We start from the raw sequence: 15331 nt of genomic DNA, 5'->3' as shown, positions 1-15331 counted from the left end.
GGAGGAACCGGTGCCAATGATTCTGGACGAAACGAATCTGAGTACTTATTTTGACGAGCGGACGTGGAATCTGGCGCGGCGTTATCATCAGGAACGCTCGATCATCCAGTCGCTGTCGGCCGTCGAGTATAAAACGCTGCAGCTGATCGAGGTCGAAGCGGTCGTTTATCCATATCTGCAGCATGTCAAGCTGTCGCTGCATTCTGTGACCGGCGAGCTGCTTCATTTTTCCTGTGAATGCCCGTACTGTGTCCACGATGAAAAAGCCTGCGCCCACATCGGCGCGGTTTTGATGTTTTTGAAAGAACGGACGATCGACCATTTTCCTTTTTATTACCGGGAGAACGCCGCTGACTATATCCAGCAGATGCGCCGCCGGCAGATGTTTTCGCAAAGCGAGCAGCTGATCGAGGCGTATGTCAATTCCGCGGTGCTGGACGACCCGGTGATGCTGCAGAACGATCCGGTCGAATTGCAGCCGGAGGTCATGTTTTCCAATTCCGAGCTGCTGGTCAGTTTCCGGATCGGCCGCAAGAAAAAATACATTTTGAAAAATCTTGGCGAATTTATGACGCGGATGAACGAGGCGGCGATTGTCAGCTATGGCAAGGAACTGCAGTTTCTGCATGTTCCGGAGTCGTTCGATGAAGTTTCGCAGAAAATTCTGCGCTTTATCCGCCGCAACTATTCATCCCAGACCAATTTTGATACTAGCGCGCGCTATGTCAAGCTGAGCGGCAGCAGCGTCGATGATTTTTATGAGCTGTTTTGGAATCATCCGGTGATGATGGCGGATGGCCGGCCGATGGTGATGATCGAGGAAAATCCGCAGTTTACGCTTCAGGTCGAAGGGCAGGGACAGGATTACCAGCTTGCGGTCACGCCGCACGAATATCGCTATCTGTCCAGCAATGAGGCCGATTATGTCTATGTCGGCGGCACGCTGATCCGGCTGCTTCCGCGGTACCGGATCCTGTGCGGACCCTTATTAAAACGGCTGCAGCAGGGCGGCAAGCTACTCGTCAGTCACGAACAGATCAAGAATTTCTATTACAACGTCCTGCAGCCGGTCAGCGAGCTGATTCCGGTGCTGGGTATGGACGAGCTGCCGGTCCGGCTGGATCCGCTGGTCACGCGGGTGTATATCGACGAGCCGGCACCGCATACGATCATGATCACGATCCGCTTCTGTTACGGCCCCAACGAATACATCGGCTTCGATACGCTGACCAACCGCGATAACCGCAACCTGCGCAAGGAACAGAAAGTGCGCGCGATCATCCGGCAGTATGTGACTCGGATTGACACGCTGACCCAGATCGCCTGGATTGAGAAAAACGAAACCAAGGAATTCAGCTTCCTGGCGGAAGGGGTAGGCAAGCTGATGGATCTGGCGGAGGTCTATATCTGCGAATCGCTGAAAAATGTTCAGATCCGTTCGCGGGCTTCGTTCTCCGTCGGCGTAAGGCTGACCTCCGGCCTGCTGGAGCTGCAACTTGACAGTCCGCAGCTGACGCCGCAGGAACTGGAAGAAATTTTCCGCGGCTATCAGCAGAAGAAAAAATATGTGCGATTGAAAAATGGCGACTACTTCGCGATTGGCGAGGGCGAAACCGAAGAAATGCTGGCGATGCTGGACGCACTGCAGGTTGATCCGAAGCAGCTGGGCGCCGGGCCGGTGACGCTGGAAAACTATCGGGCGCTGGCGCTGAACGAACGGCTGATGAGTACGCCGGAGATCAAGGTCGAGCGGAATCAGGAGTTCAAAACGATGATCCGCGACTTTAAGAATATTGAGGAAAGCAAATTCGACGTGCCGCCCTCGATGCGCAAGATTCTGCGCACCTATCAAAAGGAAGGCTTCCGCTGGCTGAAAACGATCGCTCACTATGGCTTCGGCGGGATTCTGGCCGACGATATGGGCATCGGCAAGACTTTGCAGATGATCGCCGTGCTGGAGGATGCGCGGCTGCAGGGGGAGGGCGGCTGCAGTCTGGTTGTCACTCCGGCTTCGCTGATCCTCAACTGGCAGGCGGAAATCCGTCGCTTCGCGCCGCAGCTGAAATGCGGCTGCGTGCACGGCACGCTGAAAGAACGTCAGAATACGCTGGCTTCCGCAAACGATTTTGACGTCCTCATCACGTCTTACGATTACGTCAAGCGCGACGAGGCGTTATACCAGCCGCTGGCGTTTCAGTATCTGGTGCTCGATGAGGCGCAGGCGATCAAGAATCAGCGGACCAAGAGCGCCCAGGCCGTCAAGCAGATCCAGGCCCGCCACCGCTTTGCCTTAACCGGTACGCCGATTGAGAATTCATTAGCCGAGCTGTGGTCGATCTTCGATTTCTTAATGCCGGGCTATTTGTTCAGTTACGCACAGTTTAAGGAAAATTACGAGCTGCCGATCGTGCGGTATGACGACGAAGAACGGCTGACGTTATTAAAGAAGCTGGTATCGCCGTTTATTCTGCGGCGCGTGAAACAGGACGTCTTGAAGGAACTGCCGGAAAAGACGGAAAGCGTGCTGCAGATCGAATTCAGCGAAGCGGAAAAGAAGCTCTACCAGGCGTCGCTGCAGCAGATCCAGACACAGCTGACGCAGACGCTGGATCAGCAAACCAACGCCGGCAGCTCCAAGATCATGATTTTGGCGATGCTGACGCGGCTGCGGCAGATCTGCTGCGACCCGGGGCTGGTATTTGATGGTTACGGGGGCGAGCGGAGCAAGCTGACTGCCTGCATGGAGCTGATTGAAAATGCGGTGGAGTCGGGCAAGAAGATTCTGGTATTCTCCCAGTTTACGACGATTCTGGACAAGCTGCGGGATGAATGCGAGAAGCGCAGGATCGGAACCTATCTGCTGACCGGCGCAACACCGAAGCAGCAGCGTTTTGATTTAATGGAAAGCTTCAACCGTGACAAGACGCCGGTCTTTCTGATCTCGCTGAAAGCCGGCGGCACAGGATTGAACCTGACCGGCGCGGAGATCGTCATTCATTACGATCCATGGTGGAATCTGTCGGCGGAGAATCAGGCGACCGACCGCGCTTACCGGATCGGCCAGACGCGCAACGTCCAGGTTGTCAAGCTGATCGTCGAAGGCACGGTAGAGGAGAAGATCAGCAAGCTTCAGCAGCAGAAGCAGCAGCTGTCGCAATCGGTCATCGAAGGTTCCGACGGCTCGATCGCCGCGATGAGCCGTGAGGAAATTCTCGAGCTGTTTGAGACTGAATTTTAAATGATACGGCTTTCATTCAAGTGATTGTTTGAAATGCCGTTTTTATTTTGCGAAAAAGGGTTGCCAAGGGGAGAATACGCTGTTATAATGGGTTAGATTTTTATATTGATATTCAAACTATCTCAAGGAGGAGACACGATATGACAGTTCGTATTATCACTGATTCCACGGCCGATGTGACCCCGGAGGCAGCCCGGCAGCTCAATATTGGCGTTGTTGCGCTGAAGGTGCTGTTCGGCCATGAAGAATACCGCGACGGCATTGATTTGAACATCGAAGAATTTTATGCCAAGCTGACGGGCAGTGGTCAGCTGCCGACAACCTCCCAGCCCTCGCCGAACGACTTTCTGACGGAATATGAGAAAGCAAAAGCGGCAGGCGAGGAGATCCTCGTTCTGACGTTGTCCAGCCAGTTAAGCGGAACCTGTCAATCGGCGCAGCTGGCGAAGGATTATTGTGAATACGAACCGATTTATATTGTCGACAGTTTATCGGCGACGATCGGCACCCAGCTGCTTCTGCGCGAAGCGATCCGGCTGCGCGATGCCGGACAGTCCGCCAGGCAGATCGCGGCGCAGTTAGATCAGCTGAAATCGCGCATCGTCGTTCTGGCCGCTGTGGACACGCTGGAATTTCTGGTAAAAGGCGGCCGGTTGTCCAAGGCCGCCGGATTTGCGGGTTCGTTGTTGGGCATCCATCCGATGATCACCCTGGAGGAGGGCAAGCTGAGCGTCTTAGGCAAAGCCCGCGGCAAGAAAGCAACACTGCAGCTGTTTTGGCAGCAGATGGAAAAGCTGGGAATGCCGGATCCTCAGGTGGAACCGATCTTTGGTTATACAGGAAACCGTGAAGCGGTCAGCGACCTGATCGCCTTCTTAGAAGAAAAAGCAATCGTCAGTTCGCAGGTATGCGGCGTCGGCAGCGTAATCGGCACGCATACCGGGCCGGGCGTCAGTGCAATCGCCTATCTGCGTCAGGCAGACTGTTAAGCGTAAGCTTGGCAGTTTTTTTTTTGGTACTTTGACAAACAGGTAAAATTTGCCAAAGTTATTGAATGATAGATTAAATCGCTTTCGAGCGGTATCATGGCAGAGGTGACTCTGATTCATTTGTAGTTAATGTAAGATTTTCGGAAATGAATAACTTGGAGAATCGTATTGTTAAAAAGGACAAATAGTGTTGAAAACAAATGAAAATTGTTAAACAGTGTTGAAGTTCTCTGGTGTTTCAGACAATTTTATTCCAACGCTTATAATGAAGACAGAAGTCAACCTTAGAGAGCTGTGGTGAGTCCATGAAAAAAACGCAGAAAGAAATTCAGAAAATCGTAGAAGATCTAACCTGCCGTCATGGCGTTGACTTTTTAAAAGCGATGTCCACCGGCAATATTGCCAATACTTTAAATATCAGCCGTTCTTTAGCCAGCCAATATTTGAATGAATTGTGTAAACTGGGGCGATGTATCAAAATTAACTCCAGACCCGTTTATTATTTCGATAAAACACAGTTGGAGAAAAAGTATAACGTGACGTTAACCTATAACGAATATTACAATATGCCGGATTTAATTGAAGCGTTAAAGCAGAAGCAGAAAGAGCCGCAGGATTTTTTTAACGCGGTGGGTGAGGATGGTTCGTTAGGCTATTGTATTTCGCAGTTAAAAGCTGCGATGCTTTATCCGCATGGGTTGCCCGTGATCCTCCAGGGTGAAAGAGGAAGCGGAAAAACATTTTTAGCCCGGCTTGCTTTTGAATTCTTAAAAAATCAACATCGCGTCATGGATAAAGCTTGTTTTATCGCATATCAATTTAATTCAGAACAAACCTCGGATAAAATGCTGGAAGATCTTTTCGGAATCCACAGCTCTGTTAAAAAACAAACAGGCTTTATCGAAAAATGTCATAACGGTCTTCTTTATCTTTCACAGGCCGATAAAATGAGCCTGGAATGTCAGCAGAGGATCGCTGATTATATCAACACTGGACAGTTTACCCGCATGGGAGATTCAGAACATCCCATCAGCAGTCAAACGCGGGTAATCCTTGGGGTGGATACGCCTTCGTTAGAATGTTTGGGACAGGATTTATTATTAAGCATACCAGTTCATTGCAGCATTCCGCCGTTAACAAAGCGTCCGGCTGAAGAACGGGAACAATTAGTAAGGGTACTTCTGAATCAGGAACAAAAAAGATTAAACTGCGAAATACGACTTTCGCAATCTCTATTTACCTTGTTAGGAAGTAATACGTTGGGGCTGAATATTCATGAGTTGAAAAATTGTATTCGGACGATGTGTGCCAATGCTTTTTTGAACAGGAGAAGACACAAAGCCTGTGCTTGAAGCGAGTTTATTTGCCGGAACCTTTGTTATCGAAAATTCCTTTGGAATGGAAAGGCTTGAAAGAGGAACTTGTCTTTTTAACGATCAACGAACTGGTTCCTGAGAATGACAGTCATCAGATTTTCGATCTGTTTGATCTGTTGCTGGAAGCACATCGGGATTACTTTTTTAATCATCATCATTTCAATTCTTTTCTGAAGGACGGGTTGGAGATCATGCGGAAGTATTATGACATGATTGTTTTTGAACAAAAAGAAGAGAATCCGCGGATCAGTTCGATTGAAAATATAATTCAAACGTTGATTGATCAAGCGAAAGACAATGCCAGGCTAACCTTGCCCTTAAACTGCAGTTTTGTTTTAGCAAGAATGATCGATTCTCTTCATCAAATGAAAACCAGCGCTTCCGTTTGGGAGAGCGAACAGAGAGATTCGATCCAGTCTTGTCTGAATTCTTTGAAACAGGAGCTGCCGCAGGCGTTCTCACTTGCCGACGAATTGATTTCCCGGCTATGCACTACATTGGAAATCAAAACACAGCCGCTGAACGTTATCTTTCTTACCTTGAATATCTGTTTTTATAATCAGCAGGAAAAAGGCCGGCAGTTATGCGGAATTATAATCAGTCATGGTTATTCCACGGCGTCCAGTATTGCGGATGCCGCGAATCAGTTATTGCAAAGTCAGGTTTTTGATGCCATTGACATGCCGCTGGATACTGAAGTCGCCGCGATTGAAAAGCAACTGGATCGATTCCTGCAGATGCATTCTTATTATCAAGGAATGTTGGTTCTTGTCGACATGGGCTCACTGGAAGCGATGGCCCAGCACTTAAATTCAAAGATGGATATTGGAATTATTAACAATATATCAACAGGATTAGCACTGGATGTCGGGAATCGGATTAAACAAAATGAAGAAATGGAAGCGATTCTCATCGCTGCTTGTCAAAGCCATCAATGCCATTACCGACTGCTGCGGCAAACAGAAAAACCTAAAGCTATTATATTCACAAATGATATCTCAATCCGCGTCAGCGGAAAATTGGCAGAACTGTTCCGCAGTTCTTTGCCGCGCCCGGTCAATATCAAATTTATTGAGGTCGAATATTCGAGACTGAAGACGACATTGGAAAATGACGATTGCTTTCAGCAATATCATGTCGTCCTCTTAATTAAACCGTTAGGCTTGAAACTGGATGGCGTGAATTCAGTAACCTTAGAAGATATCGTAGGATTCAGAAACCTGCAGCCCTTATCGGAAGCCTTTCAGGATGAATTAAACGAGGAGGAACTGGATCAATTTCATCAGCAGTTATTAAAGAATTTTTCTTTGCAAAGTCTGATGGAAAACCTCACGATTCTCAATCCTGCACATTTGCTGGATTCAGTTTATGAAGCTGTCAGCGAGCTTCAACGGCAGCGTCATTGCCGGTTTCAAAGCCGGACGCTTGTGGGAATTTACATCCATGTCAGTTTTCTCATTGAGCGGCTTGTGACAAGAACCGCGATTGAGTCCCAGGCGGATTTAACGCGTTTTCAAAAAGAACATCAGGATTTTATTGATCAAGTCCATATCAGTTTCCAACGGATATTGAAAAGCTATAACGTTACCGTTCCGATTGATGAAATATCTTATTTGTATGATTATATCGCGAATGATGAAGCCTTTAATAAAAAAGAGTTGGAAGGAGAGGCAGAATGAAAAGATTGATTTTAGCTTCACATGGCCGGTTAGCCGAAGGCATGGCCGATACGGCCAGAATGATCGTTGGAGATCAGACAGAGCTGATTCCGCTGTCCCTGGTTTCGGGAATGCAGCCGGAACTGCTCAAAACAAAAGTGGAAGGAATGATCAAATCCTGGCCTGGCGAATTAACGGTAATTCTAACCGACCTTTGGGGAGGCAGCGTCAATACCGCCTTGCTTCCTCTCTGCGCGGATGCCAATGTTCATTTGATTGCCGGGATGAATCTGAATTTAGTCTTGCAGCTGTGCTTGAGCGATGTGGAAACCGGCGGCATGGCCATCGAATCCATTCTGAATGAAGCGCAGAAGTCAATGGTCTACGGCAACGCTAAATTAAACGAGATTCCGCAAGAGGAATCCTGGTTTTAAAAAGGAATGAACTGGATATTTTCCAGTGAACTTCAAATGAGAAAGGAGGGAAATTGATGATCAAAATGCTGCGGATTGACGATCGGCTGCTGCATGGACAAGTCGTATTCATGTGGACGAAACAGCTTAACATCAAAGGGATTATCGTGGCCAACGACGAGCTGGTCCAGGATCCAATCCAGAGTCTGGCCATGAAATTAGCAGTGCCAGAACAAATTAAACTGTTGATCAAATCCGTTGAAGAAGCCTCCCGGCTGATTCAGGATCCACGTTCCGCTAAAATGAACATTCTGCTGGTGATGAAAAGTCCGGCCGACGCGGCGAGATTGCTTCGATTACTGCCGGATAAAACCTTGATCGAGCGAATTAATATCGGAAACAGCGGCCGGATTGACAAGGGAAACAAAGAGATGATGACCCGGGAAGTCTATGTTGATGAAACCGATATTGAAGCGATTCAGGAAATTCTGAGCTATGAACTGCCGTTTGATATCCAGATGATTCCAACAAACAACAAAGTCAATGTTAAAGATGCTTTAAGAAGCATCCGGAAGTGAGGAGGAGAAACAATGACACTATTCCAGGCTATTTTGATTGGATTCGTTGCTTTTGGCGGCTTATTAATAACTGAAAGCGGCTGCGGGCTGATGTTAAACCGGCCGATTGTCTTGGCGCCGATCGTGGGGTTTATTCTCGGTGATTTGTATGAAGGGTTAATTATGGGAGCTGCCTTGGAATTGATTTTCTTAGGCGTTGTTTCAATCGGCGGATCGACGCCTTCGGATTCAACGATGGGCTCCATATTGGGCACAGCGTTTGCGATCAGTATGAATCAGGGCGTGGAAATTGCTTTAGCGCTGGCGGTACCGATCGGGTTATTAATGCAAATGGTGCAGTATTTAGTTTATTTCATCCGTGCTACCCAGATGTCGAAAGTCGAGGTTTATGCTGAACAGGGGCAATTCAATAAGATTACGCGGCTGCATTTTGGAAGCATTCTGATTTTTGCGATTATTTATGGTTTCATCGCCTTTGCTTCCCTGCAATTCGGCGTTGAATTGATGCGGAATCTTGTCGATCAGATTCCTCAGGTTATATTGGATGGGCTGGATGCGGCAAGCATGATGCTTCCGGCTGTCGGATTTGCGCTGCTGATGAACATGCTTTGGGATAATCGGCTCTGTGTTTTGTTGTTCTTAGGCTTTATTTTAGCGACTTATCTCAATCTGCCGATCATCGCGATCGCCGGTATCGCTTTAACGATCGGCGTTCTGCTGGTGGTTCAGGATATGAGCCATAACCGTAAACAACCGGAGATCAGTTTGCCGCAGGGCCAGGATCAGGCAGAGGAGGAATTCTTTAATGAGTAAATTTGAAATCACTCCGCAGGAGAAGAAGCTAACCCGTCAGTTGTTTTACCGCTCATTTGCTTTGGAATGTTCGTTTAACTTTGAAAAAATGCAGGCTTTGGGGTTTGCCTGGGCGATGTTTCCGGCGATCCATGAATTTTGCGGGACTCAGGAGGAACAGGTCGAAGCTTTAAAGAGACATACCGCTTTTTTCAATATCACTCCGCATATCAGCACGTTTTTACTCGGCATGGCGGCGTCCATGGAAAAAGAGGCTGCTGAGAAAAAAACGATGGATCCCGCTGCGATCAATGCGATCAAGGTTTCCTTGATGGGGCCGCTCTCCGGAATCGGCGATTCCTTTTTCTGGGGAACTTTCCGCGTCATCGCGGCGGGCGTGGGCATCTCGCTGGCTCAGCAGGGCAATGTCTTGGGCCCGATTCTGTTCTTAATATTGTTTAATGTGCCGCATTTAGTGCTGCGCTACTATTGCACGATCTGGGGCTATGTCCTGGGGTCAAAATTTATTCAGACATCCTATGAAAATGGTCTGATTCATCACATGACCAAGCTGGCGACCGTCATCGGTTTGACGACCGTGGGCGCCATGATTGCCACAATGGTGAGCCTTAATGTCGGTTTGACCGTTCAAATTGGCGAAATGGAATTGGTAGTTCAGGAGATCTTCGATCAAATCATGCCGAATTTACTGCCGCTATCTTTAACGATGGCTGTCTTCTATGCGATCCGGAAAGGAATTAAGGTGAATACCCTGATCATCGCGATCTTTGTTATCGGATTGTTAGGTACTTTTATCGGTCTGTTGTAAGGACAATGACTTATGAAATTTGAAAACTGTGAAATCTGGACGCCCCAGGGAGCGGTAAAGGGAACGCTGGAAATCAAGGATGGGAAAATTGTTGGCCTTTATCCAGATTTACAGTCAGGCGAAGATCATTTCAAGCGAAATAAGATTTTGCCGGGACTGATTGACATTCATACGCATGGTTATTTGGGTTATTCCGCTCAGTCTGCGGATCCTGAAGAATTGCATGGTTTAGCCAGGGCAATGACCTCAATCGGGGTTACTGGATTTTTTCCGACAGCCGGCGAACATTTTGATAAGGAGTATGAGAATCTTTCTGCTTTGGCAAGCGTTATTGATGAACAGAGGCGGACGGAGATTAAGGATGAGGCGCAGATCTTTGGAATCCATATGGAAGGGCCTTTTCTGAATCCGGCAAAAAAAGGTGGTTTCGCACTGAGTCAATTATGCGAGCCTTCTGTCGATAAACTCCGTTCTTATATTTCTGCAGCCGGCGGGCATCTGAAGTATATGACCATCTCGCCTGAAATGGATCCTGAAGGAAGCTTGATGCGCGAATGTCAGAATCATCATATTCTGTTATCAGGCGGTCATACGACCGCTACCTTTGAAGCCTATAACAAAGGGATTGTTTTAGGCTTATCTACCTCAACGCATACGGGGAATGCGATGTCTCCGATTGACCGCCGGGATGGCGGAGCTTTCGGCGCCGCATTGCTTTCAGAGGCTTTGTATAACGAGGTCATCTGCGACTTTGTGCATGTATCGCAGGTAGTGCTGGAAATGATGTTCAGAATTAAAAAAGGAGGAATGGGAAAATTTATCATGATTTCCGATTCAGAATCCCTGTCCGGACTCCCGCAAGGAAATTACTATGAAAAGGGGCGGCATTATACTGTGACGGAGGAAGGGAAGCTCGTGCTTGACGATGGCGTTTTGGCGGGAAGTGTAACCAATATGCTTCAGGGTGTTCGTAATTGTTATCGAAAGCTCCACAAGTCAATTCCTGAAATTCTGAAAATGACATCTGAGAATCCGGCGGCATTATTCGGTTTAACGACAAAAGGGAAGCTGCTTCCGGGAATGGACGCCGATTTCATCATTCTGGATGACGAGGATCGTCTGATCCAGACCTATGTGAACGGCGTATGCGTATATGATTATCATCAGGAAGCCACGGTTAATCCGCGGTTCATAGATCAGTTACAATGAGACGCCGCTGTAATCTTGCTTTGGCAGAGGCGTTTCTCGGGATTTATTTTGTTTCATTCTGAAATAGTGAAGCAGTATGACTGCGCCGCTGAAAAAGGATAATGGATAGCTCTGTTGATTTCTTCAAAAACTGAAATCAGGCTGAAGAGGAAGGCCGATTTCAGTTTTTTAATTTGCGGAGATCATGAACTTATTTAAACTGAGATCGAATTGAAAACTGGTAAATCCGTCATGGAAACCAGTTTTTTTCAAATGTTAAACTCAGGCCGCACAGCGACAGAGCGGGGAGATTCACGTACAATGGAAATGAAAAAGGGCTGAGCTTTCATGGAGATGAGCGTTGTCGTCACCAATCTGAGCTATTCGTCACTGATGAAAAGCGTAGCTGCCAGTGCCAAAACGATCTGAATTTAGGCAGTCAGTGTTGAAACTTGATGAATGTAAAGACAAATCGGGTGAATATCCTATAATGAAGCCATCAGCCGATCTGAACGAGGTGAATGGGATGAATAAAACAAAAGAAGAAATTCTCATCTGGCTGAAAAACCAGACCCGGATTTACGGTTTGACGCAGCTGGAACGGATGACGACCCGGAATATCGCCGCGCAGCTGAATCTGTCGCGCACCTTGGTAAGTCAGTATCTCAACGAGCTGTGCAAGGAAAACGCGTGCGTCAAAATCAGCTCCCGTCCGGTTTACTATCTGGCGAGGCAGGAGTTGGAAACAAAATATCAGGTGACGTTGACCGACGAGGAATATTTCAATGTCGCCGATCTGGTTCAGGCACTTTCCCGGAAGCCGTTTCCGGCGCGAAACTTTGAAAACGTAGTCGGGGCCGACGGCTCTCTGGCCGGCTGCATCGCGCAGCTCAAGTCGGCGATGCAATACCCCAGCGGTCTGGCGGTGCTTCTGGAAGGCGAACGCGGCAGCGGACGGCGGTTTCTTGCGCAGTCGGCGTTTGAATTTCTCACGGATCAACATCTGAATTCAGCCGCCGCCCGGTTTGTGCGCTGGAGCGTCAGTGCGGAAATGACTCCTGAACGCCAGCTTGCCGAGCTGTTCGGTGAGGAACAGGAGGGCACGGTGCGCTCAGGCTTGATTGAAAAAGCCGGGGAGGGTGTCGTGTACCTGACGGAAGCCGATCAGCTGAGTGCGGAATGTCAGCTGAAGCTGGCTGAATTGATCCGCTCGGGCACCTATACCCGGGCTCGCCAAACGCAGCCGGTCTTGACGAATAACGCCCGCTTTATTCTATCGCTGGCCAGCCGGTCTGCGCAGGCGCTGCAGCCGGAGCTGCTGCTCAGCATCCCGGTTCACTGCCAGGTTCCCGCCTTTTCCCGCCGTCCGGTTCAGGAGCGGGAAGAACTGGTGATCCAGCTGCTTTTGAAGGAACAACGCAAGCTGAACCGGGAGATTAAAATGTCCGCGCGGCTGTTTGGAGCGCTGTGCGCCGATCTGCCGGGACTGAATTTAGCGGAGCTGAATAATGGTTTAAAAACAATGTGCGCGGCCGCCTATTCCCAACATCCGCAGGAGCCGGTCATCGTGTTAAAAGCGATGGATCTGCCGCCGGAGCTGCTGGGCCGCTTACCGTTAAGCCAAATCCGCAAGCCGTCGGAGTCAACGCCATTGCCGATCGAACAATTCCGCCGTCAGGATGGCAGCGATCAGATTTTAAAGCTGTTCGATCATCTGCTGGAAAGTCACCGGCACTATTATAACGAGCACCGCGTCTTTGCCCAATTTCTGGAGCAGGGGCTGACGCGGATGCGGGAATATTACGATACGATTATCTTCACGGCAAAGGAGGAGGACAGCCGGCTGGCGGTCATCGAAGCTCAGATCCGCCGTGAACTGGAAACGCTGGATCTGGATCAGCGGCTGACGCTGCCGCCGAACTGCAGCTTTGTGCTGGCCCGGATGACGTGCGCGCTGGCGCGAATCCATTCCAGTCTGGCCGTCTGGGAAAGTCAGCGGCAGGAAGCGATTCAGGGCTGTCTGAACACCTTGCGTCAGCAGCTTCCGGAGGCAACGGCGTTAGCAGAGTCGCTGACTGAGAAAATATGCGGTTCGCTTGAATTGCGTTCCCAGCCGTTAAACACGATCTTTCTGACGCTCAACATCCGCTTTTATAATCAGGAGCCGATACGCCGGCAAAACTGCGGCATCATCATCAGCCACGGCTATTCGACGGCGTCCAGCATCGCGGACGCGGCGAATCAGCTGTTGGGAAAACGAATTTTCGACGCGCTGGATATGCCGTTAGATACGGAGGTTGGCGAGATCGAGAAAAAACTGAACGAATTTATCCGCTTCCATTCCTATCTCCGTTCGATGATCCTGTTAGTTGATATGGGATCGCTGGAAGGGATTGCTGAGCATCTTGACTGTCCGATGGAAGTCGGCGTGATCAACAACATCTCAACCGGACTCGCGCTGGATATCGGAATGCGCTTAAGCCGGTGCGAACCGCTGGAAATGATTTTGAAATCAGCGTGCGAGAGTTATCAATGCCGGTACCGGATTCTGGCGCGCAAGCAAAAAGAACGGGCGATTCTCTTTACCAGCGATATTTCGGTGAAGATCAGCGGCAAGCTGGCGGAGCTGTTCGCCCGGTCGCTGCCCCGTCCATTAAATATCCGGTTTATTGAAGCTGATTACGCGACGCTGCAGTCGCCGCAAGAACGGCAGGTCTTATTCGACCGCTACGAGGTTCTGATTCTGATCGGGCCGTTAGGTTTTCATCCGGAAAACGTCAATACGATGGCGCTGGAGGATATCGTCAGCTTCCGCTCAATGGAGCCGCTCAATCAGGCCTTGGAAGGCGAACTGGATGCGGCGGAGCTGGAATTGTTTCAGCAGCAGCTGCTAAAGAACTTCTCATTGCAGAGCTTGATGGAAAATTTGACGATCCTCAATCCCGCGCGTCTGTTGGACTGCGTATACGAAGCGGTCAGCGCGCTGCAGCGGCAGATGAACCGGCGCTTTCAAAGCCGGACGCTAGTCGGCATCTATATTCATGTCAGCTTTCTGATCGAACGGTTAGTGACCCGCACGGCGATTGAATCGCTGGCAGATCTGACGCCGTTTGTCCAGACTCACCGCGATTTCATTGAACAGGTCAACGCCAGCTTTGCACCGCTGCTTAAGAATTACAACGTCACCGTTCCGATCGACGAGATTTCCTATCTTTACGACTATATCGAAAACGACCGACAGGACCCTTCAGGGGTTTAATTTTCAGGAGGAAAAATGATGAGAGAAATCATTCTGGCTTCGCACGGCGCGCTGGCATCGGGCATGGCGGATACCGCGCGGATGATCATCGGCGATGATCCGCATCTGAGTACGCTGGCCTTATTGCCCGGCAGTCATCCCGATTGCTTAAAGCGTCAGATCGAAGAACGGCTGACGGCAGGGACGGCTGACGAATTTCTGATTCTGACCGATCTGTGGGGCGGCAGCGTCAACAACGCCTTGCTTGCCCTGGCGCAGGATCCGCGCGTGCACATCGTCGCGGGGATGAATCTGAATCTGGTGCTGCAGCTGTGTCTGAGCCCTGAACCGCTGGCCCAGGCGATCCCTGCGGCGCTGGCGGAAGCCCGGCAGGGGATGATCTACGGCAATGTCGTCCTGGCTTGTCCGCAAACGGAAGACGAACTGTTCTGACGCGGCAGAAACATTCCGGAAACAACAAGGAAATTCACCGGAGCGATCCGGAGGATAAAAAAGAAAGGAGGCGTGACAATGATTAAAATGCTGCGGATTGACGATCGGCTGCTGCATGGACAGGTGGTGTTTATGTGGACGAAACAGCTGAACATTAAGGGCATCATTGTGGCCAACGATGAGCTGGTGACGGATCCGATCCAGAGCCTGGCGATGAAGCTGGCGGTGCCGGAGCATCTGAAGCTGCTGATCAAGACGATCGACGAGGCGGCCAAGCTGATCAACGATCCCCGTGCGGCGGGCATGAACATTCTGGTCGTGATGAAAAATCCGGTCGATGCGGCGCGTTTGCTGCAAAAGATTGAAGACAAGTCGGTCATCGAACGGGTCAACATCGGCAACAGCGGGCGGATCGACAAAGGGGACCGGATGATGATGACCAAGGAAGTCTATGTCGACGACGCGGACATCGCGGCGATCGAAGAAATTCTGGCGGCCGGTCTGCCGTTTGAAATTCAGATGATCCCGACGAGCAACAAGGTTCAGGTCAAAGAGGCGTTGAAAAACGTCCGGAAATAG

Annotated in this window: 12 protein-coding genes; all 12 read left to right on the top strand. The window is 49.6% G+C overall.

Features of this window, described 5'->3' with window-relative positions:
• The first annotated feature begins 16 nt into the window (after window positions 1–16).
• The 12 genes from BQ7364_RS03350 to BQ7364_RS03300 all read left to right on the top strand — a co-directional run bounded on the left by BQ7364_RS03350 (window position 17) and on the right by BQ7364_RS03300 (window position 15331).
• The gene (locus BQ7364_RS03350; RefSeq protein WP_072683406.1) at window positions 17–3238 is read left to right on the top strand and encodes a DEAD/DEAH box helicase; all 3222 of its coding nucleotides are present in this window, start codon (window positions 17–19) and stop codon (window positions 3236–3238) included.
• 140 nt (window positions 3239–3378) lie between these two features.
• Entirely contained in the window at window positions 3379–4227 is an 849-nt protein-coding gene (locus BQ7364_RS03345; protein ID WP_072683405.1) for a DegV family protein, read from the top strand.
• A 305-nt stretch (window positions 4228–4532) separates the two neighbouring features.
• Complete coding sequence (locus tag BQ7364_RS17650) at window positions 4533–5579, top strand: sigma 54-interacting transcriptional regulator (protein WP_139248544.1); 1047 nt, start codon at window positions 4533–4535, stop codon at window positions 5577–5579.
• A gap of 215 nt (window positions 5580–5794) precedes the next feature.
• Window positions 5795–7282, top strand: a complete 1488-nt coding sequence (locus tag BQ7364_RS17900; protein ID WP_369802536.1) for a PRD domain-containing protein — start codon at window positions 5795–5797, stop codon at window positions 7280–7282.
• Window positions 7279–7695 carry a PTS sugar transporter subunit IIA gene (locus BQ7364_RS03335; protein WP_072683404.1) on the top strand — a complete coding sequence of 139 codons (417 nt, stop codon included), beginning with the start codon at window positions 7279–7281 and terminating at the stop codon, window positions 7693–7695. The genes BQ7364_RS17900 and BQ7364_RS03335 overlap by 4 nt, the downstream gene beginning before the upstream one ends.
• A gap of 56 nt (window positions 7696–7751) precedes the next feature.
• Window positions 7752–8252, top strand: coding sequence for a PTS sugar transporter subunit IIB (locus tag BQ7364_RS03330; protein ID WP_072683403.1), 501 nt, complete (start codon window positions 7752–7754; stop codon window positions 8250–8252).
• Window positions 8253–8264: 12 nt separating this feature from the next.
• Entirely contained in the window at window positions 8265–9065 is an 801-nt protein-coding gene (locus BQ7364_RS03325; RefSeq protein WP_072683402.1) for a PTS mannose/fructose/sorbose/N-acetylgalactosamine transporter subunit IIC, read from the top strand.
• Window positions 9058–9873, top strand: a complete 816-nt coding sequence (locus tag BQ7364_RS03320; RefSeq protein ID WP_072683401.1) for a PTS system mannose/fructose/sorbose family transporter subunit IID — start codon at window positions 9058–9060, stop codon at window positions 9871–9873. The genes BQ7364_RS03325 and BQ7364_RS03320 overlap by 8 nt, the downstream gene beginning before the upstream one ends.
• Window positions 9874–9885: 12 nt before the next feature.
• Window positions 9886–11082 carry an N-acetylglucosamine-6-phosphate deacetylase gene (gene nagA, locus BQ7364_RS03315; protein ID WP_072683400.1) on the top strand — a complete coding sequence of 399 codons (1197 nt, stop codon included), beginning with the start codon at window positions 9886–9888 and terminating at the stop codon, window positions 11080–11082.
• 505 nt (window positions 11083–11587) lie between these two features.
• Window positions 11588–14320 carry a sigma 54-interacting transcriptional regulator gene (locus BQ7364_RS03310; RefSeq protein WP_072683399.1) on the top strand — a complete coding sequence of 911 codons (2733 nt, stop codon included), beginning with the start codon at window positions 11588–11590 and terminating at the stop codon, window positions 14318–14320.
• 18 nt (window positions 14321–14338) lie between these two features.
• Window positions 14339–14752, top strand: coding sequence for a PTS sugar transporter subunit IIA (locus BQ7364_RS03305; RefSeq protein WP_072683398.1), 414 nt, complete (start codon window positions 14339–14341; stop codon window positions 14750–14752).
• Window positions 14753–14830: 78 nt separating this feature from the next.
• Window positions 14831–15331, top strand: coding sequence for a PTS sugar transporter subunit IIB (locus BQ7364_RS03300; RefSeq protein ID WP_072683397.1), 501 nt, complete (start codon window positions 14831–14833; stop codon window positions 15329–15331).

It is taken from the genome of Holdemania sp. Marseille-P2844, from assembly GCF_900120005.1.
Taxonomy (GTDB): Bacteria; Bacillota_I; Bacilli_A; order Erysipelotrichales; family Erysipelotrichaceae; genus Holdemania.
This window is presented reverse-complemented; position numbering and strand designations above follow the sequence as displayed.

Excerpts from the sequence above, each read along its gene's own strand:
- BQ7364_RS03350 (WP_072683406.1), top strand. The coding sequence starts at position 17 with ATGATTCTGGACGAAACGAATCTGAGTACTTATTTTGACGAGCGGACG.
- BQ7364_RS03345 (WP_072683405.1), top strand. The coding sequence starts at position 3,379 with ATGACAGTTCGTATTATCACTGATTCCACGGCCGATGTGACCCCGGAG.
- BQ7364_RS17650 (WP_139248544.1), top strand. The coding sequence starts at position 4,533 with ATGAAAAAAACGCAGAAAGAAATTCAGAAAATCGTAGAAGATCTAACC.
- BQ7364_RS17900 (WP_369802536.1), top strand. The coding sequence starts at position 5,795 with ATGCGGAAGTATTATGACATGATTGTTTTTGAACAAAAAGAAGAGAAT.
- BQ7364_RS03335 (WP_072683404.1), top strand. The coding sequence starts at position 7,279 with ATGAAAAGATTGATTTTAGCTTCACATGGCCGGTTAGCCGAAGGCATG.
- BQ7364_RS03330 (WP_072683403.1), top strand. The coding sequence starts at position 7,752 with ATGATCAAAATGCTGCGGATTGACGATCGGCTGCTGCATGGACAAGTC.
- BQ7364_RS03325 (WP_072683402.1), top strand. The coding sequence starts at position 8,265 with ATGACACTATTCCAGGCTATTTTGATTGGATTCGTTGCTTTTGGCGGC.
- BQ7364_RS03320 (WP_072683401.1), top strand. The coding sequence starts at position 9,058 with ATGAGTAAATTTGAAATCACTCCGCAGGAGAAGAAGCTAACCCGTCAG.
- nagA (WP_072683400.1), top strand. The coding sequence starts at position 9,886 with ATGAAATTTGAAAACTGTGAAATCTGGACGCCCCAGGGAGCGGTAAAG.
- BQ7364_RS03310 (WP_072683399.1), top strand. The coding sequence starts at position 11,588 with ATGAATAAAACAAAAGAAGAAATTCTCATCTGGCTGAAAAACCAGACC.
- BQ7364_RS03305 (WP_072683398.1), top strand. The coding sequence starts at position 14,339 with ATGAGAGAAATCATTCTGGCTTCGCACGGCGCGCTGGCATCGGGCATG.
- BQ7364_RS03300 (WP_072683397.1), top strand. The coding sequence starts at position 14,831 with ATGATTAAAATGCTGCGGATTGACGATCGGCTGCTGCATGGACAGGTG.